General features: G+C 29.2%; 18 protein-coding genes. 9 read left to right on the top strand and 9 right to left on the bottom strand.

Going from position 1 to position 21,913, the window contains the following annotated elements:
* Window positions 1-33: 33 nt before the first annotated feature.
* From RT575_RS01575 to RT575_RS01555, 5 genes are read right to left on the bottom strand one after another with little or no spacing between them, the layout of a single operon-like run.
* The gene (locus RT575_RS01575) at window positions 34-801 is read right to left on the bottom strand and encodes an ABC transporter ATP-binding protein (protein WP_313578294.1); all 768 of its coding nucleotides are present in this window, start codon (window positions 799-801) and stop codon (window positions 34-36) included.
* A 5-nt stretch (window positions 802-806) separates the two neighbouring features.
* Complete coding sequence (locus tag RT575_RS01570; protein WP_313578292.1) at window positions 807-1,811, bottom strand: iron ABC transporter permease; 1,005 nt, start codon at window positions 1,809-1,811, stop codon at window positions 807-809.
* Window positions 1,808-2,632, bottom strand: a complete 825-nt coding sequence (locus RT575_RS01565) for an ABC transporter substrate-binding protein (RefSeq protein WP_313578290.1) — start codon at window positions 2,630-2,632, stop codon at window positions 1,808-1,810. Before RT575_RS01565 ends, RT575_RS01570 begins: the two co-directional genes overlap by 4 nt.
* Before the next feature lie 40 nt (window positions 2,633-2,672).
* Entirely contained in the window at window positions 2,673-4,058 is a 1,386-nt protein-coding gene (locus tag RT575_RS01560) for an MFS transporter (protein WP_313578288.1), read from the bottom strand.
* A 4-nt stretch (window positions 4,059-4,062) separates the two neighbouring features.
* Window positions 4,063-6,198: a TonB-dependent siderophore receptor gene (locus RT575_RS01555; protein WP_313578286.1), complete on the bottom strand. Its 2,136-nt coding sequence runs from the start codon at window positions 6,196-6,198 to the stop codon at window positions 4,063-4,065.
* Between the two features lie 158 nt (window positions 6,199-6,356).
* Between RT575_RS01555 and RT575_RS01550 the strand changes: the two genes are divergently transcribed.
* Entirely contained in the window at window positions 6,357-7,283 is a 927-nt protein-coding gene (locus RT575_RS01550) for an AraC family transcriptional regulator (protein WP_313578284.1), read from the top strand.
* Between the two features lie 197 nt (window positions 7,284-7,480).
* Window positions 7,481-9,250 carry a MutS-related protein gene (locus tag RT575_RS01545; protein ID WP_313578282.1) on the top strand — a complete coding sequence of 590 codons (1,770 nt, stop codon included), beginning with the start codon at window positions 7,481-7,483 and terminating at the stop codon, window positions 9,248-9,250.
* A 146-nt stretch (window positions 9,251-9,396) separates the two neighbouring features.
* On the opposite strand, the gene RT575_RS01540 is transcribed toward RT575_RS01545, so the two are convergent.
* Window positions 9,397-10,233 carry a 5'-nucleotidase, lipoprotein e(P4) family gene (locus RT575_RS01540; protein ID WP_313578280.1) on the bottom strand — a complete coding sequence of 279 codons (837 nt, stop codon included), beginning with the start codon at window positions 10,231-10,233 and terminating at the stop codon, window positions 9,397-9,399.
* Between the two features lie 177 nt (window positions 10,234-10,410).
* Here RT575_RS01540 and RT575_RS01535 point away from each other — a divergent pair, with 177 nt between their 5' ends.
* Together RT575_RS01535 and RT575_RS01530 are read left to right on the top strand one after the other, a co-directional pair.
* Complete coding sequence (locus tag RT575_RS01535) at window positions 10,411-11,172, top strand: hypothetical protein (protein ID WP_313578278.1); 762 nt, start codon at window positions 10,411-10,413, stop codon at window positions 11,170-11,172.
* A 34-nt stretch (window positions 11,173-11,206) separates the two neighbouring features.
* The gene (locus tag RT575_RS01530; protein WP_313578276.1) at window positions 11,207-13,249 is read left to right on the top strand and encodes a S9 family peptidase; all 2,043 of its coding nucleotides are present in this window, start codon (window positions 11,207-11,209) and stop codon (window positions 13,247-13,249) included.
* A 54-nt stretch (window positions 13,250-13,303) separates the two neighbouring features.
* On the opposite strand, the gene RT575_RS01525 is transcribed toward RT575_RS01530, so the two are convergent.
* Window positions 13,304-14,650 carry an NAD(P)/FAD-dependent oxidoreductase gene (locus tag RT575_RS01525; protein ID WP_313384389.1) on the bottom strand — a complete coding sequence of 449 codons (1,347 nt, stop codon included), beginning with the start codon at window positions 14,648-14,650 and terminating at the stop codon, window positions 13,304-13,306.
* Window positions 14,651-15,056: 406 nt separating this feature from the next.
* Between RT575_RS01525 and RT575_RS01520 the strand changes: the two genes are divergently transcribed.
* Together RT575_RS01520 and RT575_RS01515 are read left to right on the top strand one after the other, a co-directional pair.
* Window positions 15,057-16,217 (top strand): MFS transporter, encoded by a 1,161-nt coding sequence (locus tag RT575_RS01520; protein ID WP_313578274.1) that lies wholly within the window; start codon window positions 15,057-15,059, stop codon window positions 16,215-16,217.
* A gap of 138 nt (window positions 16,218-16,355) precedes the next feature.
* Window positions 16,356-16,802: a KTSC domain-containing protein gene (locus tag RT575_RS01515; RefSeq protein WP_313384392.1), complete on the top strand. Its 447-nt coding sequence runs from the start codon at window positions 16,356-16,358 to the stop codon at window positions 16,800-16,802.
* 71 nt (window positions 16,803-16,873) lie between these two features.
* Here RT575_RS01515 and RT575_RS01510 read toward each other — a convergent pair whose 3' ends face one another.
* Together RT575_RS01510 and RT575_RS01505 are read right to left on the bottom strand one after the other, a co-directional pair.
* Window positions 16,874-17,848, bottom strand: coding sequence for a deoxyhypusine synthase family protein (locus tag RT575_RS01510; RefSeq protein ID WP_313578272.1), 975 nt, complete (start codon window positions 17,846-17,848; stop codon window positions 16,874-16,876).
* 31 nt (window positions 17,849-17,879) lie between these two features.
* A complete protein-coding gene (locus RT575_RS01505) occupies window positions 17,880-19,262 on the bottom strand; it encodes an arginine decarboxylase (protein WP_313384394.1) in 1,383 nt (460 codons plus the stop codon).
* A gap of 417 nt (window positions 19,263-19,679) precedes the next feature.
* Between RT575_RS01505 and RT575_RS01500 the strand changes: the two genes are divergently transcribed.
* From RT575_RS01500 to RT575_RS01490, 3 genes are read left to right on the top strand one after another with little or no spacing between them, the layout of a single operon-like run.
* The gene (locus RT575_RS01500; protein WP_313384396.1) at window positions 19,680-20,453 is read left to right on the top strand and encodes an AAA family ATPase; all 774 of its coding nucleotides are present in this window, start codon (window positions 19,680-19,682) and stop codon (window positions 20,451-20,453) included.
* A 5-nt stretch (window positions 20,454-20,458) separates the two neighbouring features.
* Window positions 20,459-21,352, top strand: a complete 894-nt coding sequence (locus RT575_RS01495; RefSeq protein ID WP_313376173.1) for a ParB/RepB/Spo0J family partition protein — start codon at window positions 20,459-20,461, stop codon at window positions 21,350-21,352.
* Window positions 21,342-21,911: a DUF5683 domain-containing protein gene (locus RT575_RS01490; RefSeq protein WP_313578270.1), complete on the top strand. Its 570-nt coding sequence runs from the start codon at window positions 21,342-21,344 to the stop codon at window positions 21,909-21,911. The genes RT575_RS01495 and RT575_RS01490 overlap by 11 nt, the downstream gene beginning before the upstream one ends.
* Window positions 21,912-21,913 lie beyond the last annotated feature (2 nt).

Here is a 21,913-nt window from a genome sequence, read left to right as displayed (position 1 = left end):
ATAAAATATTTATAATGAAAAGATTATTTATTATCATAAAGAAACTTCCTCATAATATATACATACTACATCTTCATTTTGACGCTGTAATAATTTTATATTAATATCAAACATTTCGTTTATAATTGGTTTTGTTATTACCTCATTTGGTAGCCCACTTTTTATTAATTCTCCGTTATTCAATGCTATAATATGTTCAAAAAAATTATAAGCAAACCCTATATCATGGATACTCATAACAACCGTAATGGGGAGATCTTTTAATTTGTTCAGCAACTGAAGCTGATATTTAATGTCAAGATGATTAGTAGGTTCATCAAGAATCAAACATTTCGGTTGCTGCACCAAAGCTCTCGCAATAACCATTCTTTGCTTTTCGCCTCCTGATAAACTTGAAATCTTTCGTGTTACATAGCCCCTCATATCCATAAAATCGAGTACTTGATAAACAATATCATAATCACTCTTGTTCATTCTTTCGTAATTTGTTTTATGTGGGTAACGTCCCATGATCACAAATTCTAACACCGAATAGTCAAGTTCTGTATAGTTAAATTGACCTACTACTGCAATTTCTTTGGCTAATTCTGCAAAAGAGATTTGGTGAATATTTTTTTTGTTGATGAATATATCTCCTGAAGATGGTTTTATAATTTTATAAATACTTTTGAGCAAAGTGGATTTTCCACTCCCATTAGCACCGATTACTGCAACAAATTGCCCTGGCAAAATCTTAAATGAAATATCTTTAAGAATATATTTATTATTTAATTTTACTGTTAATTTTTTGACTTCAATCATGACGTTTATTTCCTTTGGATAAATATTAATAAAAAAATCGGAGCACCTATTAATGAAGTAATAATACCGATAGGAATCTCTTGATTAGGAATAATACTTCGCGAGAATGTATCTACCAGCAACATGAAGATACTACCCCCCAGTAATAAAATTGGAAGAATACTACTATTTGACGTGCGACAAATAAAACGTACTGAATGAGGAACGACAAGTCCAACAAAACCTATGATACCACATTGATAAACAATAACTCCCGTAAGAAAAGTAATAATGAGAAGATATAATTTACGTTTTTTCTGTACATCTATTCCTAGTGTTGCAGCCGGTTCATCTCCCAAGCTTATTAAGTTGAGAGAACGGGATTGTGTTATAAAGTATAATACGACAAAAATGAGAATAAAGGCTAATACAAACACCTGAATCCAATGAACGTCAGACAAGCTTCCCATTGTCCAAAATGTAATATCCCTAGCTCCTTCCAAGTCCTTTGTAAAGTAGATCAAAAGGTTGGTAACAGCAATGCAGAATGAATTGATAATAACGCCAGATAGGATCAACCGTATTATGGTAGATTTATTCCTAAAATTTGAAATTAGATTTACCAATAACATTGCGGATAAAGCTCCTATAAAGGCAAAAATAGAAATCCATATTTCATTTATTATAATACCTTTTAAAGAAAAACGAATTGAAATCGCTACTGCTGCACCTAAGGAAGCTCCTGATGAAATCCCCAAGATATAAGGATCCGCAAGTGGATTCTGAATTGTTGACTGCATAACATATCCGCACAACGAAAGTCCTGCTCCAACCAAAATAGCAAATACTATCCGAGGAAGGCGAAGATTGAGAATAATATCATTTAACAATTCGTTCTGATTCGACTTTGTTAAAGCTGTCCATATGTCTACGTAAGAAATTGGAATCTGTCCAAGTTTTAAAGTAAATAAAAAAGATAAAAAAAGAATTATAATTAAAAAGAGGATTATACCTCTACGTTTCTGAATCATAGCTTGAGAAAATTTGAGATTGAAAAATAAAGAGGCTCCATATCATAAGTACCTCTAATCGCTTGGGTATAATCAACTTCAATGATCTGTTTATTTTTTATAGCCTTTAGATGTTTTAGAAAGGGATCACTATAAAGTTTTTTGGTGATATCAATCTTTTCCTGTTTTCTAAACCAAGTAATAATAATCTTGTCAGGATCTGCTTGGATAATAGTTTCTAAAGGGAGTATAAAATAATTTGGTCCCAAATTGATATACTCTCCACCACAGTCTGTGATAATTTCATCTATCAAGCACATTGTTGGTGGATAGTAATAGTATTTATTAGCTGTACCTGTGTATGACAAGTGCAAGACACGTTTCGAAGTACCTTTTTTTATTTGAGCATATTTTCGACTTATATCCCTACTTTTCTGAATCAGGGGTTTTATCTTTGATTCAATTCTAAATAAATTACCAGTTTTTTCTAGATCAGCTCTCAAGTTTTCAAGATTTTTATCAATCTTGTAATTATCTATCAAACATGTATGTACACCTCTATCTTCCCAAAAATGAACATCACCTATTTTATTAGATCGAAATGAAGATTCAAGACCAAAAATCAAATCAGGTTTAAGTAAAAGAATACTTTCTTTATCAGGCCATCCTATTGACATTATAGGTAAATCAGAAAAATCTTTTAAAACTTCAGGCTGATCAAGGTATCCTATGCCTACAATTTTATCTCTATATCCCAATTTTAATAATATATCCAACGGTGCCTGCCCCAATACTACTATTCTATTAAAATCCTGATCATGTTTTTGTTTTTGAGGAGTCAAACAGCAACTAAAAATAAAAACCAGAATAAGAAGTACTATATTATATTTTTTTATTTTGTTTTACAAGAGGTATAGCTATAAAAAATGCAATGATAAGCATGGCGATAACAATCATCAGAGATATTTGAAAAGCATAGGTATGATTACTGCTTTTGCATAATGAGAAAAAGACACTTCCAATAACTGCAACTCCAATAGCAGAACCTATCTGTAATGAAGAATTAACAATTCCTGATGCAAGTCCACTATATTCAAAAGGAATTCCTTTCAAAGAAATACGCACAAGTGAAGACAAAATAAGCCCCATCCCTGCTCCAGCGAGTATAAGACCTATTATAAATAGATACGATGTTGGATCAGAAAGTGAAATACTATAGATAATACATCCGAAACCTAAAGCTTTAAAAAAAATCCCAACATTAAGAACATAACCTCCTATCTGTTTTGCAAGTATGGGTGAAAGCAGAGAAGAAATCAAAAAAGCTATTCCAAAGGGTATGATAATACTACCAGCTTTCAAAGCATCCCATCCTTGCCCTGATTGAAGATAAATACTTAATGCCAAATAAAATATACCACTAGTATAAAAAAGGAATGCTATGATACTACCCAGTGTCAGGTTTTTGTACTTAAATAAATTCATATCAACTAATGGAATTTTTCCTTTATGCATAATCTTTTTTTCGTAGACTATAAAAAAAAACATTAAAATCGCACTGCTTACCAACATTAATCCTGTAAAAACATTAAACCCTTTTTCAGAGATCAGGGTTAAAGGATAAATTATGAATCCCAAAGATAGAGAGAGCAGAATCATCCCTAAAATATCAATATATTCACCAGAGGTCTTATTCATCTTAGGTAAAAGATATATTGATCCTATCCAAGCTATAAGCCCTATAGGAATATTCATTAGAAATATAACCCGCCAGCCAAGACCAAATATATTATATGACATCAGTATTCCACCAATATATTGTCCCAATACTGCTGCCATACCAAATGTAAAGCTATAAAGAGCCATTACTATTGTTTTTTCTTTTTCACTAAATGTAATATGAATAATAGCAAGAATCTGAGGTGCCATTACAGCACCTGATATCCCTTGTAGTATTCTACCTATAATAATCACATTTGGACTACCAGCACAACCACATATTGCTGAAGACAAAATAAAACCCATCAATCCGATAAGAAAAATTTTTTTTCGACCTACCAAATCACCTAATCTCCCTGCTGTAATTTGGAAAACCGCATATGCAAAGGTATAAAAAGACACAATCATCTGTAATTGTCCGGAGGAAGTGTTCAATCCTTTTTGAATAGGTATCAATGCGAGATTAATGATATAAAAATCAAGTGGTGATAATATTGCGGCCATTAAAAGAATAACCAAAACAATTCTTTTTTGTATATTATTTTTCATAAAATCAAAAATTATAAGTAATATTTAATCTAAAGTTTCGAGGTGCCTCTGGACGCCAATAATACCAACCACTGGAATGATAGGCTCCGTTATAAAGGTATTTGTCTAAAATATTATAAATATTCAAATGGATACTGAATTTTTCAGAACTCCATGATAAAGCACCATCTAACCGAAAATAATTGGGCAAACTTTCTCCCTCATAATTTCCATTCCACCAAGTTGCTCTATCGAGCATATAACTAATTCCTGTAGAAATAGCTAAATTCTTAAATTCACCTTCTTGGATTTTATAATTCAGCCAAGTATTAATATTGTGTTTGGCATATCCAGGTACCAACATTCCTTTTTCATATTTATTAGTTGATTTAGTAATTATAGATTCAGTGAAAGCATAATTAGCCATAAGATTCATCCCTTGAAAAATTTCACCCTTAATATCAAACTCAATCCCCTGTGTTTTAGTTTCTCCAAATTGAAGAACATAATTTTCTCCACTGACATTATCAGGATCCTTAGATACCTGATTATTTTTCATAATCCTATACAATGATAGTGTAGTATTCCATTTGCCTTTCAACCAATCTTTTTTAAGTCCAATTTCCAAATTATTACCTGTCATTGGCTTAATTTGTCCACCACTACGCAGTTTTCCAGTTTGTGGTACGAAATTTTGATCATACAAAGCGTACACATTTGTATATTTATTCAGTGAATAGCTTAGACCAACCCTTGGTATTAACCGTTTATTTTCATATACCAATCCATGATTATTGTCCTTCAGATAAGTATAACGGCTTGCCAAAGTAAGATGCAACCTATCTCTGAAAAAAGTTAATTCATCTTGCAAATAAATACTTGTAATGCGTGATTCTAGTAGAAATCCATTACCTACACGTTCTTTTAAAGGAACCGTTCTATCAAATTTTCCTATACCATAATAAGGTTTCTGATAATAATCACGATTAATATTAAAAGTCCCGATACTGTCCAACAAATTACTTTGACTAAAATCTGCTATATAGCTCTTATTGCTAACATCAACTCCTACAAGTAAAGTATGTTTTAATTTACCTGTTCTGAATTTACCGTTAACGAATGCTTGTCCAAATGTCATTTCATTTTTTGCATCCCATATATAATGTATCCTCTGAATGTTTCCGATATTATCAATATTTTTTATCCAAATAAAAGACCCTTTCTGATTATAGTCAAAATAGGAAAGTTGTGCTGTTAGCTTCCAATTTTCATTAAATAAATGTTCCAGATTTACTGTTATATTTTGGTCATTCACGACAGTAGGTTCTATACCTGGATCAGCTAAAGTTTTCTTACGATCTATCGTTCCATATCCTGTTTTTGAAAATAAATAACCAACTCCCAAGTCTGGTAATTTAGCGTGTTGTAAGATATACTCCAATGTTAAAATACTCTTATTATCGATTCGATATTGTAATACCGGAGCAATATTGATTCTACGTGTTGATTCGTATTCCCGAAAGGAATTATTACTCTGTGCAGAAATATTCAATCTATATTGAAGTGAATGATTCTTATTTAAAACTCCATCCAAATCCAGTGATGATCTATACAAACCATAGCTTCCTAGTCCAAAGGCGAAATTTCCTTTGTTTTGACCTGTAGGTCTTTTGGTTACAACATTATATATTCCACTAGGTTCTCCATTTGACATCATAAATCCTGCTGGACCTTTTACAAATTCTATACGATCTACAAAACTCATATCCTCTGACAAAATACCATACGTAAATGCTGTATTCATACCATTTCTAAAAGAAGCAGCTCTTGTTCCTCTCATTGTAATATAAGTGTACATATCTCCCCATTCTTCAATTCTAGCAGCACCACTTACATTCTTGGCTATCCCATCAGACATAGAATAAATCTGCTGATCTGCTATTAGCTGACTGTCAAGAACCTGAATATTCTGTGGAATTTCCAATAAATTACCTTCAAGACGCAATGAAGAAGAAGGCTTATCTATTTTATACTTATTTTTAAGGCTATTGATAATAACTTCTTCTAATACTTGTTCCTTTGATAATGTATCTATTTTCACTTTTAGGTGTGTATTTTGTGCTTTTAAACTTGATATTGAAATCAAGAAAATTGAAGGCACCAATAATTTAATATTATACATTACTGTTATTTTTATTTATAATAATTATAAATTACTATCTATCTTTGTGCAAAGATGAATACTATAATAGTTGGAAACTATACGAGAATGGATGAATTAATAACGCAATAAGAAGTATTATGGAATATAAGATGACGATGGATGCCAAGAACTATTATATTAAGGACAATTTCAAACATTCAGGAATTTTTGAAAGAAAGGATAATCTATCTGATAATAATGGATTTGATATCACGTTGAATAATATTTTTCTAGAAGGAATTCACTTAAAATGGGGACAATATAAATCCAAAGGAGTTAAAAGCTATTCCGTAACTCCTGAAAAAGAAACGATAGTTGCACATTTCTGCCTTCAAGGATCCTGTATAAGCGAATCTAAAAATGCACTTAATATCAATAGAGGAGAATCTATGTTATTTAAGGAAGAAAAAAATGAATATTTATTTCATATGGATGTAGATAATGGGATAGGTGAATTTTTTGAAATTTCTTTCAGTCCTGAATTTTACACTGCCAATTATTGTGAAGATCATATAACCGATGAAGTGCTAAATGGAAAAGAATTATTTACTTCTTTAACTAAAGATCCTCTTATGTGGAAAATAATTAAAGAAATGCATCAACGAAAAGATAATTATACTGGTAAGTTAAAACGAGTATATCTAGAATCTAAAGCATCAGAATTATTATTGACTCAAATAAGTTGCTTTAGTAAAAAAAACAAATACAACAGAAATCCAAAACTTCAAAAAAATGATGTTGAAGCCATTCACTATGTAAAAGAAATGATCAGTAAAGACTTTAATCATTTAACTATTCCCAATCTGGCTTTATCTGCTGGAATAAACCAAACCAAGTTAAAAACAGGCTTTAAGGAAATATTTGGTCAGACTATTTTTGGATTTTTATTAGATTTGAGAATGAATAAAGCCAAAGAGCTTTTGATTTCTACTGATATTACCATCTCAGAAATAGCAACTATAGTAGGGTACAATTATTCCCAACATTTTGTCCATGCTTTTAAACGATATTTCGATTGTACTCCTGGTGAATTTAGAAAATAATTTTTAATATAAAATATCCGTAAAATTTTTAACTAAAAAGAACTATAAACTGTACATACCTATCAAAAATAAGAGTCATAATGGAAATCAAACAACTAAATTACAACTTTGCCCCTTTTTTATAAACCGCTCTATAGTAAAGGTCTTAATCATTTTACCTATTTTTGTATTTATAAATATTTTTTTATAAAAAAACAATGAACCATTACCATTCTATAGAAGAAAACTTAACAAATCAACATTCCATTTTAAAATCAAAAAAAAGTAAAATAAGCACCATAAGACTTATCACCTTCATTATTTCAATTATTTTATTTACATATTATATATTAACTAGCAATAACTTACCGTTATACATTTCAAGTATTACTTTCATTATATTTATCATCTTAGTCATCAAAGCTTCTAAACTAAGTACAGATTTAAATTATATAGAGCAAGCATTAGAAATTATAAAAGAAATAAAAGCAGATACAACAATAGATTTATATACAGAAGATAATATTTCCTATAACAATGTCTACAATAAAGATTTGGATATATTAGAAGGAAACTCTCTTTTTAATAGAATAAATAAAACCCAAACAAAAATTGGAAATTCTAAATTAAAAGATTTCTTATCAAATTTAGTTTTAAATAAAACTGAAATTACAGAACGACAACAATCATTTTCAGAAATTGGTAAAAAACATGAGTGGATTGTAAAATTTCTTACGTTTACAAAACGTTTGAATATGAACCAAGAAAATCTTTTTGTGTTCGAAAATCGTGTATTTCATAACCAATCCATCAAATACATTCCAATCGTAATCAGTACAATTAACATTATTATTTTTATTGGTTTAGCTTGTATTGGTTTTCCAAAAGAACTTGTTTTCTATTGGATTATAGGTGCTGTAATTATTGGTTTTATCATAGGACAAATCTTTGGTAAACAATTGGCAAAAGTAAGTGCTTATACAAATTTGAAAGCTGATGAATTAAGTAATCTATATGAAGTTTTTAATCATATTGAGAACGAAAAATTTGAGACAAAAAACAATACAAATATCCAAGATGTATTTACAAAGCCACTTATAGCATCTAAACTTGTAAAAACAATATCTAGCAGTAAAGAAACCTTAGATGCTTCTACATTTCCCATTGTTGGATTTTTATTAAACACCTTCTTTTTATGGCGATTATATTATTCATTACAATTCGAAAATGAAGTACAAAAAACTGTTCATCTAATACAACCTTGGTTAAATGAACTTGCCAAACTAGAAGCTTATGTTTCATTTGCAATTTTTAATGACAAACATGAACATTTTACATTTCCAGAAATCAATAACAATCCTTATCATTTGGCAATTATCAACGGTTTTCATCCTTTATTAGATGAAAAAATAGCTGTAAAAAATAGTTTTGAAAATAATAGACCAAATAATATCGCAATTATTACAGGAGCAAACATGGCTGGTAAAAGTACTTTTCTACGAACTGTTGGTTGCAATCTTGTTCTTGCTATGAATGGTGCAAAGGTAAGTGCAGAAAAAATGTCTTTTTTCCCGATGGATTTATTTACAAGTATTAGAACGGTAGATAATCTTTCTTCGGGTGATTCCTATTTTAAAAATGAAATTAATAAATTAAAAATTCTAATTGACCGATTAGAAAATGATAAACCACAATACATTATTCTTGATGAAATTTTAAAAGGAACAAACTCTCAAGATAAATTAATTGGTTCTCAAAAATTTTTAGAAAAATTGATAAAAAATTCAACGAAATTAATTGGTTTTATCGCTACACACGATTTAGAATTGACTAAAATGGAAGAAGAATTTCCAGAAAATATTATAAACTATTCTTTTGAACTAAAAAACAAAGACAACAACTATTATTCTGATTATAAATTAAGAAAAGGAACCACAAAAATGATGAATGCTATATTTCTAATGAAACAATTCAGAATTATAGATTAATTAATTATTTTTTTGGGCGTTTCCTTTCAGGTCGGGCTTTTCGTTGCAATCTTTTTCTGAAGAAAAAAGGATTTCCACTTCAATCCCTAACGCAAATAGCGTTATTAAAAAAAAGCCTTGAACTATAAATTCAAGGCTATATTTTTTTATTTTTTAGATGGCATATCTTTCGCCGCATTGTAAATAATAGAGTCTCTTTGATCTTGAGTTAAATCATATTTATAATTAAACATTGCCGATTCCCAATCTCCATAACCAACATTTGGTAAAACAATAAAACGTTTTCCAAATTCAGCTTTCAATGTTTCAACTGCTGCAGCTCTCTCCTTTTCTGATTTATGATTATCAAATAAAGATGAAAAATCTGTTAAACTATCACCTAGAAGTAAAACAATGTCGAAGTTTTTAGCAATATCCTGACGACGATTTTCTTTACTACTTTCTTTACTTCTTAAAATTAAATGATCATCTCCTTGTAATGGATAATTGTATTTTTTAAGATTAGCTAAAGTCCCTGCTCTTTCTTCGTTAAAACGATTCGTTACATAAAAAATATTTACACCTTTACTCGCTGCATAATTAAAGAAATCTAATGAACCTGCTAATGGAGTTGCAACACCTTTAGCTGTCCAATTAGACCAACTTTCTTGTGTCCACATTTTTCCTTGTTTTGCCATTTCTACAGCATAATAAGAATTATCTAAAAATGTTTCATCTATATCTGTTACAATTGCAAGTGGTTTATCTCCTTTTTTTGAAATAGCTTCATCTAAACGGAATTTTGCAATATTAAAAGCCTGTTGACTTAATGCTTGATACTCTGCTGCATGTTGCTGATAAAATGCTGAATAAATTTTACCATCTGCTTGCACATTATGATAAGATTTTGTATTCGATTGATTTTCTGTAGCAACTTTTGGAGTTTGACATGCTGTAAATCCAAAAAGGATTAAGCCTCCAAGCATCATGTGTATATTTTTCATAAAAACTTAAATTCTGAAGTGCAAAACTAAGCATAAGATATTAAACCCGAAATTTTAATTATTAAATTGATAAAAATATCTTATTAATTCATTTGATATTTACAGATTACTTATGAAATAAATTATTTTTGAGAATAATGATATAAAGTATAAATTTGATTAAATATTATAAATCACATGAAAAGTATCTTATCTTTAATTTTACTTGCTACATTATCTACTTCTAATGCACAAGATGTTAGCGATTACAAATATGTTATCGTTCCTCAAGAATTCCCTGATTTTAAAAAAAATGATTTCAATTTGCCTCCACGATTAAAAACATTTTTAAGAAGAAAAAAATACGAAATTATAGTTGAGGATAACAGTAACAATCGTCCATTAGAATTACAAAATAATCCTTGTTTAGCTACAAAAGTAGATTTACAAAATGTAAAAAGTACTTTTAAAAACAAGTTAAAAGTTGTTTTTACAGATTGTAATCATTCAGTTGTTGGTGATTTTGAAGGAGTTTCTTCTATTAAAGAATTCGAAAAAGGTTATCAAGAAGCTTTACAAGTTGCCATGAATCAAGTAAAAACTCAAAGTGCAAAAAATACACCTGTTATTCAAAACTCAAATAACATAATTTCTACAACAACAGATCAAACAGTAACTAATCAAACATCAGCTAATCAAAATATTAATCCATATTATAAATTAGATGGTAAAAATTATGAAGTAGCAACAACATCAAATGGTAATTTTGTTTTAATCAATCAAGAAAACTCACAAATTGTTGCTCAGTTTTACCCTTCAACACAAAAAAATATTTACCACGTAAATATAATTGTTCCAGAAGGAAATTATCAAACAATAGGATATGTTAATGGAAATAATATTATGATTGAATACAGAACAGCTTTGAATTCTTGGGAGCTTAAAACTTATACAAAATAAGTTTTATATACATTTGCACTAGAAAATAAAATATATGCAAGCACCTATTGCTAAAAAAATAGAAAAAAAATTAGAGAAACACGGAGATATCAGAATTGATAATTATTATTGGCTGAATGAGCGTGAAAATCCTGAAGTAATTAAGTACTTAGAAGAAGAAAATAAATATACTGAAAGCATTTTAAAATCTACAGAAGAATTTCAAGCAAAATTATTCGAAGAAATGAAATCTCGAATAAAAGAAGATGATTCGTCTGTTCCATATAAATTAAATGGTTACTGGTATTTAACAGAATTTCAAAAAGGAAAAGAATATCCAATTCATAAACGCAGAAAGGATACATTAGATAATAAGGATGAAATATTATTTGATGTTAATCTTATGGCAGAAGGGCATGTTTATTATAATTTAGGTGGAATTTCTGTTTCTCCAGACAACACTTTGTGTTCTTTTGGAGTTGACAATGTGTCTCGACGTATTTATACAATTCAAATTAAAGATCTAAAAACAGGTCAATTATTAGATGATAAAATAGAAAATACTACTGGAGGTTCTGTTTGGTCTGCTGATAATGAAACTCTTTTTTATACTAGAAAAGATGATACTTTACGTGCATACCAGATTTGGAAACATAAATTAGGAACTTCATCTTCTGATGATGTTTTAGTTTTTGAAGAAAAAGATGATACATTTTCAGTTTATATCTATAAATCAAAATCTAGAGATTATATCATTATAGGTTCTTCTTCTACTGTTTCTGATGAATATCGTTTTATTCCATCAAATGAACCAGATACTGAATTTAAAATTTTTCAGAAGCGTGAACGTGATTTAGAATATTCTATCGAACATTTTGGAGATAAATTTTATATTCAGACCAATAAAGATGATGCTTTTAATTTCAAATTAATGAAAACATCAATCAATACTACAGAACAAAATAATTGGACAGAAGTTATTCCACATCGTGAAGAAGTATTTATTGAAGGTTTTGAGATATTTAAAAATTATTTAGTTGTAGAAGAACGTACAAATGGATTAATCCAAATGAATATTAAAGCTTGGAATAATTCTCAAGATTATTATTTACCGTTTAGCGAAGAAACATATACTGCTGGTTCTGGAACAAATCCAGATTTTGATACAGACATTTTACGTTATGGTTATACTTCATTAACAACACCAACTTCTGTAATAGATTTTGATATGAAAAATCAAACTTCCGAAGTTAAAAAAGAACAAATTGTTTTAGGTGATTTTAATAAAGAAAATTATACATCCGAAAGAATTTGGGCCGAAGCAAGAGATGGAGAAAAAGTTGCAATTTCTTTAGTACATCATAAAGATACTAAATTAAGTAAAGATACTCCTCTTCTACTATATGCTTATGGTTCTTATGGATATACTATAGAACCTAATTTTAGTTCTGTACGATTAAGTTTATTGGATAGAGGTTTTGTTTATGCAATCGCACATATTCGTGGAGGACAATATTTAGGTAGAGAATGGTACGAAGATGGTAAAATGTTAGATAAGAAAAATACTTTTTTCGATTACATTGATGTTGCAAAGCATCTTATAAATATAAAATATACTTCTTCTGCTCATTTATACGGAATGGGTGGTTCTGCTGGAGGGTTATTAATGGGAGCTGTAATAAACTATGAACCAACATTATTTAATGGTATTGTTGCTCAGGTTCCTTTTGTTGATGTTGTTACAACAATGTTAGATGATACAATTCCTTTAACTACAGGTGAATATGATGAATGGGGAAATCCTAATGATAAAGAATATTATTTTTATATGAAAGAATATTCTCCATATGACAATGTAGAAGAAAAAGCTTATCCAAACTTATATATTTCTACTGGTTTACATGATTCTCAAGTACAATATTGGGAACCTGCAAAATGGGTTGCTAAATTAAGAGAGCTAAAAACAGATGATAATATTTTACTTTTAGATACTAATATGGACACAGGTCATGGAGGAGCATCTGGACGATTTGAGTCACTAAAAGAAGATGCAAAAGAAGATGCTTTCTTATTCATGTTAGAAGGAATAACAAAATAATTAAAAAGGCTATCTAATTAATTAGATAGCCTTTTATAATCTTAAAAGAAAAATTTAAGCTTGCTTAACTTCTTCTTCCTCCTTATTTCTATTTTTTGGAAAACGTCTGTATTCCTTTATATTAAATCTAAAATCTTTTTTAGTTGGACGAACAATTATACGTAATGAAGAATCATTTGTAAAATATGTTTGAGCCCAGTTTAAGAAAATAGCTAGTTTATTTCTTACTGTTAAAATTAACATTAAATGTAAAAACATCCATGTAAACCAAGCAAATCTTCCCGAAAAAGAAAATTTAGGTAAATCTACAACAGCTTTTCTTTTACCAATAGTAGCCATAGATCCTGGATCATCATATTCAAATAAAGTTAATTTATCTTCAGAAACTCCATTTCCTATTTTTTCAAAATTCTTAGCTAATTGTACAGCTTGATCACCAGCTACACGAGCTAATTGAGGATGACCATGTGGATATTTAGGTGTTTCCATTGATGCAATATCACCAATTGCAAAAATATTTTTACTACCTACAACTTTAGAAGTTCTGTCAACTTTTAGACGATTACCACGTTGTAATTCCTCTCTTGTAACAACACCTTCAGGAACATTACCCATTACACCAGCAGCCCAAATAATATTACGTGTATTAATTGAACGACCATCAGCTAAAGATAATTTTTTTCCATCATAATCAGTAACTCGTCCATCTGTCCAAACATTTACTCCCATATTCGTCAAATATTCATAAGACTTTTTATGAGCTAAATCAGACATTGGCCCTAGTAAATTTGGACTTCCCTCAATTAAATAAATGTTTAATTTAGAAAAATCTAAATCTGGATAATCCTTAGGAAGGATAAATTTTTTCATTTGCGAAATCGCACCTGAAAGTTCAACACCTGTTGGTCCTCCACCTACAATCACAATATTCATGATTTCTTCCAACTCTTCAGGAGTTTGTGCAGTGTATGCACTCTCAAAATTAGTTAACAAACGATTTTTAAGCGTTAAAGCTTCGTTTGTTGACTTCATCGGGAATGATAGTTCCTCAATTTGTTTGTTGCCAAAGAAATTTGTGGTACATCCCATTGCAACAACTAAATAGTCATAAGAAAAATCTCCAATTGTAGTTTCAACTTCATTTTTTTCTTGATTAATTCCTGTAACTTCTGCCAAACGTACGCTTACATTTTTACTGTTTTGAAAAACTTTACGTATTGGGAATGAAATATCACTCGCATTAATTGCTGCAGTTGCTACCTGATAAAAAAGAGGTTGAAATTGATGGTAATTATAGCGATCAATAAGTGTAACAGAAAAGTGTGGGTTATTATTTAATTTACGGGCTAATTTAAGTCCGGCAAATCCAGCACCTAAAATGACAATCTTTTTCTTTTCCAAAATTCACTTTTTTGTAAAAGTACGAACAAACACGTAATTTCTAAAAATTAGTTTACAATTTATCTAAAATGCTAACTATTTTCTAACATATCGAACTGATTATTAGATTTTTTTAAAAACATGATTTATATCATGTTTAATAAATCCTAATATAAATCATTGATTAATCTAATTATTCTATTATTTTAACTTATAATCATTACTGTAATACATAATTATAAATGATAATTTATTACAAACCAATATTCAAAATAATATTTTATACAAATACATTGTAATCTATAAAATACTCTTAATTTTGCATTCTTTATTTCTTTTTTTTAAGAAAAACTAATTAAATTATTACAATTAATAAATTCTCGTGCTAAAATGAAAATTTATTAATTAGTAAACAAAAACAATAAAAATGGTTAAGAAAAGTTTATTAGCACTTGCAATGGGAGGATTAGCTATCGGAATGACAGAATTTTCGATGATGGGTGTTTTAGAAGAATTTGCTAAGGATTTAAAAATTAGTATACCAGAAGCTGGTCATTTTATATCAATATATGCTATAGGTGTAATGGTTGGTGCTCCTACCCTTATTATGGCAACAAATAAGTTTCCGCCTAAAAAAGTTCTTATCTTTTTTATGTTCTTATTCACTGTATTCAATTTTCTATTTGTTATAGCTCCAAATTATTATACTTTAATGATTGCTAGATTTATGTCAGGACTTCCACATGGTGCATTTTTTGGCGTTGGATCTGTAGTTGCTGCAAAATTAAGTGAGAAAGGAAAAGAAGCTCAAGCAATATCAATCATGTTTGCTGGTCTTACCTTAGCAAATCTAGCTGGTGTTCCATTTGGTACAAAGTTAGCTCAAGTCTATTCTTGGAATTTAACATTTGGAATTATATCGAGTTTAGGATTATTAACAATGTTAGCAATTTATTTATGGGTTCCTAATATAGAAAATGAAAATAAAACAAGTTTAGTTCAACAATTAAGTTTCTTTAAAAAATGGGAAGCATGGGTTTTAATTTTAATGATTTCTATTGGTACATCTGGATTATTTGCTTGGATAAGTTATATATCTCCATTAATGACAGAAGTAGCACAATTACCTAAATCGCAAATACCTATTATCATGACACTAGTTGGTTTGGGAATGTTTATAGGTAATTTTATTGGAGGTAAATTAGCTGATTCTATTTCTCCTAACAAAGCTGCAATTTTAGCTTTTTCTGCTATGGCAGTTTGTTTAATGGTTGTATATTTTACTTCTCATATACAAATTGTTGCATATTTTATGTCTTTTGTAACTGGTTTAATCGCATTTACAATTGGGTCACCTATCCAAATGATATTAATAAATAATGCGAAAGGATCTGAAACTTTGGCTGCTGCTGCTGGACAAGCAAGTTTTAATATTGGTAATGCATTAGGAGCATTTTTAGGAGGAATTCCTATTGCTTTGGGATATGGATTCAACTCACAATTATGGGTTGGTTTCTTAATGGCTTCAATTGGAGCAATTATTGGTACTATATTTTTAAAATTAAAATCTAAAGAAAAAGTAAATTAAAACAAATACTATCCAATAAATTTAGAAATTGATATAATTTTTATATTATTTATTAAAATCTTAATTAAACTTATGTTTTTTTTATGTATTTCATAATTTATAATCCGTAGTTTTGCAAACTGAAAAAAGTTTATAATTATGAAAACCGTTGCTGAGCACAGAAAATTACTTGGAGTAGATAAAACTGCTACATTAAAAGACTTAAAAACAATTTACAGAAATACGATGAAAGATTCTCATCCTGATAAATTTGTGAATGATGAAGCTGGAAAGCTTGAAGCTGAAGAAAAAAGTAAAATAGTGATCGAAGCATACCATTTTTTAGTGAGTATTAATCCTGAAACTCATAAAAAAAATGAGGAAGAGTATATTATAACAACAACAAAATCTAACATTCATGACTTTTATATGGATGAAAGAATTTTGAAAGTAGAACATTTAGATGGAAATCATTACGAATATTTCGGAGTTCCTAAAAATACATATATTAAAATGGTAAATTCTGATTCTCCAAGTCGCTTCGCAAGAAGACATATCTATGGTAAATTTACACATAGAAAGGCTGGTGAAGCAATGAAGGATTAATTATAATAGATATAAAAAAAACCACTTCAATTGAAGTGTTTTTTTTTATATCTAATTTTTATAAGAATCTATTAATGTCCTAAAATATAGCTAAAGATTAAAGGAGCAACGATTGTTGCATCAGATTCAATCATAAATTTAGGTGTATCAATATCTAATTTACCCCATGTAATTTTCTCATTTGGAACTGCTCCTGAATAAGAACCATAAGATGTAGTTGAATCAGATATTTGACAGAAATAAGACCAAAAAGGAACATCTTCCCACTCTAAATCTTGGTACATCATTGGAACAACACAAATTGGGAAATCTCCAGAAATACCTCCAGCAATTTGGAAGAAACCTACTCCTTTTCCTTCTGAATTAGCACGGTACCATTCTGTAAGGTAAATCATATATTCAATTCCTGATTTTACTGTAGATGCTTGTAATTTTCCTTTGATAACATTAGCAGCAAAAATATTTCCTGTTGTAGAATCTTCCCATCCTGGACAAACGATTGGTAAATTTTTCTCAGCAGCAGCAACAATCCATGAATCTTTTGGATCGATTTCGTAATATTGCTCTAAAACACCAGAATTTACCACTTGGTACAAGAATTCGTGTGGTAAATAACGTTCTCCTTTAGCCTCAGCAGCATGCCAAACATCTTCTAAATGTTGTTGTAAACGACGAAATGCTTCTTCTTCTGGAATACAAGTATCTGTTACACGATTGTAATGAGTATCTAATAATTCTCTTTCTTGCTCTGGAGTTAAATCGCGATAATTTGGAATTCTTTTATAATGAGAATGTGCAACTAAATTCATTACATCTTCTTCTAAATTAGCTCCTGTACAAGATATAATTTGAACTTTGTCTTGACGAATCATTTCTGCAAGAGAAACTCCTAACTCAGCAGTAGACATTGCTCCTCCTAAAGAAATAAGCATTTTACCACCTTCTAATAAATGTTGCTCATATCCTTTTGCAGCATCAACTAAAGCAGCAGCGTTAAAGTGTCTATAATTATGTTCAATGAATTGACTAATTGGTCCTTTACTCATCTTATTATTTTTTTATTTTTAAATTTATTTTTTATTTATATCCTAATGTATCTAATACATTTTGATGTGTTTGCTCTTCTGAGTAAACTTTTGTGTTATAATTCTCATCAATCAAAATATATTTTGGTTGTGGAATTAAACAATGGTTTATACCTCCAAAACCACTGATGTTATCTTGATATGCACCTGTATTGAAAAACCCAATATATAATGGTTTAGCAGAATCGTATTTTGGTAAATAAATTGCATTCACATGTTGTTCTGAATTATAATAATCATCAGAATCACAAGTTAACCCTCCTAATAAAACTCGCTCGTATTTGTCATACCATCTATTGACAGGCAACATAACAAAACGTTTTGAAATTGCCCAAGCATCAGGTAATGTTGTCATAAAAGAAGAATCAATCATATCCCAATATTCTTTATCATTTTGTTTCTTTTGATAAAGAATTTTATAGATAACTCCTCCACTTTCTCCTACAGTAAATGATCCAAATTCTGTGAAAATATTTGGAACAGGAATTCCTTCCTCATCACAAATAGCTTTTATTTGTAATAGGATTTCCTTTGCCATATATTCATAATCATAAGAAAAATTTAGAGAATTCTTAATTGGGAACCCTCCTCCAATATTAAGACTATCTAATTCAGGACAAACCTTTTTCAAGTTGACGTAAACGCGTAAACACTTTGTTAACTCATTCCAATAATAAGAATTATCTTTTATTCCTGTATTAATAAAGAAATGGAGCATTTTAAGTTTTATACGTTCATTCGGTTTAACCATCGTTTGGTAAAAAGGTACAATATCTTTATATCCTATTCCTAAACGAGAAGTATAAAATTCAAATTTTGGTTCTTCCTCAGAAGCAATACGGATACCAATTTCAAAATCCCCTTCAATTTCTTTAGAGAATAAGTCAACCTCTTCATAATTATCAATAACCGTAATAGTTTTACGATGACCATTATTAATTAATCGAGCAATATTTTCTACATATTCTTCTCGTTTAAAACCATTGCATACGATATATTGATTGTCTTTTATTAATCCTTCTTTAATAAGATTTTCTACAATATTTATATCAAATGCTGAAGATGTTTCTATATGGATATCATTTTTTAATGCTTCGCCTAAAATATGACGAAAATGGGAACTTTTTGTACAATAACAATAGTTATAAGATCCCTCATAGTTTAACTCCTCACGGGCTTTTTCAAACCAACCTTTTGCTTTCTGTATGTTTTCAGAAATTTTTGGTAAATAAGTAAATTTTAATGGTGTCCCATGTTCTTCTACGATTGATTTTAAATCAATTCCATTAAATTTTAAGTGTTCTCCATCCAACTCAAACTCATCTTGAGGGAAATCAAAAGATTGTGTTATTAAATCTATGTATTTTGTTTTCATTATGCTTTTATAAATGTTACGTGTGTATTAATACTAAAAAAAATTTGGGTAAAAATTTCTAGTATTACAGACGTATTACATAATTTACACTACGTAGTAATAATGGAAAAGAATAAATCTTTGTTTCTATTCTATTCATTAAAACTTTCGCGTTGAAGTTTTTCTCTTTTTCAACGCTTTTGAATAAAAGGTTAAAATTCATCAACTTTTTTCTTAAAAAAAATTACAAAATGTTCGATGCAAATATAAGTTTTTTAATTGTGTAATATTTATAAATAATTCTAAAATTTATACCTTTTTACATTGTTTATTATGTAAGTTTTTAGAAAAAAAATAAAAATGTTGAAAATTTTATTTTTTCTTTAAGGTTTAGAAATACTAATTATTGTATTTTTGAATTCGTTTTGAACGTAAATTATGGGTAAAATAATTGCTATTGCTAATCAAAAAGGTGGTGTAGGAAAAACGACAACTTCGTTAAATCTTGCAGCTTCTTTAGGTGTTCTAGAAAAAAAAGTTTTATTAATTGATGCTGATCCTCAGGCTAATGCTACATCTGGATTAGGATTTGATTTAGATGAAATTGAAGCTGGTACTTATGAGGTTTTAGAAAATGAAATAGCTGCAAGTGAAGCTATTTTAAAGTCTGAATCTCCAAATTTAGACTTAATGCCTGCTCATTTAGATTTAGTAGCTGCTGAGATAGAAATTGTTGATTATGAAAATCGTGAATATATGCTGAAAGGAGCTTTGAACGAAATCAAAGATAATTACGATTATATCATAATTGATTGTGCTCCGTCTTTAGGTTTAATAACCTTAAATGCACTTACAGCAGCTGATTCTGTTATTATTCCTATACAATGTGAATATTTTGCTTTAGAAGGTTTAGGTAAATTATTAAATACAATTAAAGGTATTCAACAACATCATAATAAAGAATTAGACATTGAGGGATTACTATTAACAATGTATGATTCTCGTTTACGTTTATCAAACCAAGTATTGGATGAAGTAAATAATCACTTCCCTAAAATGGTTTTTAAAACAATAATTACTCGTAATGTAAGACTATCTGAGGCTCCAAGTTTTGGAGAAACAATTATTCAATACGATGCAGCGAGTAAGGGTGCAGAAAATTATTTAAATTTAGCACGTGAATTTTTAATCAATAACAACGATACAGTTTAAAAAGAATGGCAAAGCCAAATAAAAATAATCGCTTAGGACGTGGATTATCTGCACTATTAAAAGATGAGCCAACAGTTAAAACTGCACAAGATGAAGGTGCTAAGAAACTTGTTGGAAATATTTTAGAAGTAGATTTAGAAAAAATAACTGCTAATCCTTGGCAACCTCGTACTAATTTTGATAAAAAAGCTTTAGAAGAATTAGTTTCATCTATTGCAACTCTAGGTGTAATTCAACCTATAACAATCCGTAAAAAAATATCAGGTGAATATGAATTAATTTCTGGTGAAAGACGTTTTAGAGCTTCACAAATAGCTGGAAAAAAAACAATTCCTGCTTATGTACGCTTAGCAAACGATCAAGAAATGCTAGAAATGGCTTTAGTTGAAAATATTCAACGACAGGATTTAGATGCAATAGAAATAGCACTTTCTTACAAACAATTAATTGATGAAATAAAATTAACACAAGAAGAATTAAGTAAAAGAGTTGGTAAAGATCGAACATCAATTACGAATCACTTGCGTCTTCTTAAGTTAGATCCTATTATACAAACTGGTATTAGAGATGGTATGATTTCTATGGGACATGGACGTGCTCTAATGGCAATTGATGATTCTGATTTACAATTTGATATTTACGAAAAAATTGTAAAAAATAATTTATCTGTTCGTGATACAGAAAAAATTATCAAATCATTAAAAGATGGTGATAATCAAACTGCAAAAAAAGTCATTGAACTTCCTCAACAATATAAAGAAGCATTAAGTTCTATTTCAAATTCACTAAAAACGAAAGTTGAGATAAAACGAGCAAAAAATGGAAAAGGTAAAATAATATTAAATTTTACTTCTGATGATGAATTTGATCGATTAAGTAAGTTTTTAAATGAAAATTAAGATTTTAATTATTGGTCTAATGCTTACTTCTACGTTTTCATTAGCTCAATTAAAAACAGAAACTGGTAACGGAACTGAAGTTATAACAAAAGATTCTGTTCAGATAAGTAGTGAAACTTTAATGGAAAAAAGTCCTATTAGAGCTTCTCTTTATTCTGCTATATTACCCGGGGCAGGACAATTATATAATAAAAAATGGATAAAAGCTCCTATAGCATTAGGATTAGTAGCTACAGGAACAGGTTTCACTATTTATTATAATAATTTATACAGAAGATATAGAAAAGCATTTATTGCTGTTCAAGAAGGTTCTCCAAGTGAATTTTCTAATTTGACTGCAGAACAGTTAGCTGTAATTCAAGATGATTATAAAAGAAAACGTGATTATAGTGTTGCATTAACTGCATTAGCATATTTATTAAATATTGTTGATGCAACTGTTGATGCTCATTTATATACTATACGTAAAGATAAAGAAATGACATTAAAACCAACAGTATTGCAAAGTGAAATGTCTATTGAGCCTGTTTTAGGATTGGCTTTTAATTTTAAATTTTAATA

It is taken from the genome of Chishuiella sp., from assembly GCF_032109125.1.
In the GTDB taxonomy this organism is placed as follows: domain Bacteria; phylum Bacteroidota; class Bacteroidia; order Flavobacteriales; family Weeksellaceae; genus Empedobacter.
Note: the sequence above shows the minus strand (reverse complement) of the source record. Positions and strands in the feature narration are given on the sequence as shown.

Bases quoted from the DNA above. Each gene is read 5' to 3' on its own strand.
- RT575_RS01570 (WP_313578292.1), bottom strand. From the start codon at position 1,811: ATGATTCAGAAACGTAGAGGTATAATCCTCTTTTTAATTATAATTCTT.
- RT575_RS01530 (WP_313578276.1), top strand. From the start codon at position 11,207: ATGCAAGCACCTATTGCTAAAAAAATAGAAAAAAAATTAGAGAAACAC.
- RT575_RS01520 (WP_313578274.1), top strand. From the start codon at position 15,057: ATGGTTAAGAAAAGTTTATTAGCACTTGCAATGGGAGGATTAGCTATC.
- RT575_RS01540 (WP_313578280.1), bottom strand. From the start codon at position 10,233: ATGAAAAATATACACATGATGCTTGGAGGCTTAATCCTTTTTGGATTT.
- RT575_RS01510 (WP_313578272.1), bottom strand. From the start codon at position 17,848: ATGAGTAAAGGACCAATTAGTCAATTCATTGAACATAATTATAGACAC.
- RT575_RS01560 (WP_313578288.1), bottom strand. From the start codon at position 4,058: ATGAAAAATAATATACAAAAAAGAATTGTTTTGGTTATTCTTTTAATG.
- RT575_RS01545 (WP_313578282.1), top strand. From the start codon at position 7,481: ATGAACCATTACCATTCTATAGAAGAAAACTTAACAAATCAACATTCC.
- RT575_RS01495 (WP_313376173.1), top strand. From the start codon at position 20,459: ATGGCAAAGCCAAATAAAAATAATCGCTTAGGACGTGGATTATCTGCA.
- RT575_RS01575 (WP_313578294.1), bottom strand. From the start codon at position 801: ATGATTGAAGTCAAAAAATTAACAGTAAAATTAAATAATAAATATATT.
- RT575_RS01500 (WP_313384396.1), top strand. From the start codon at position 19,680: ATGGGTAAAATAATTGCTATTGCTAATCAAAAAGGTGGTGTAGGAAAA.
- RT575_RS01490 (WP_313578270.1), top strand. From the start codon at position 21,342: ATGAAAATTAAGATTTTAATTATTGGTCTAATGCTTACTTCTACGTTT.
- RT575_RS01550 (WP_313578284.1), top strand. From the start codon at position 6,357: ATGGATGCCAAGAACTATTATATTAAGGACAATTTCAAACATTCAGGA.
- RT575_RS01505 (WP_313384394.1), bottom strand. From the start codon at position 19,262: ATGAAAACAAAATACATAGATTTAATAACACAATCTTTTGATTTCCCT.
- RT575_RS01515 (WP_313384392.1), top strand. From the start codon at position 16,356: ATGAAAACCGTTGCTGAGCACAGAAAATTACTTGGAGTAGATAAAACT.
- RT575_RS01535 (WP_313578278.1), top strand. From the start codon at position 10,411: ATGAAAAGTATCTTATCTTTAATTTTACTTGCTACATTATCTACTTCT.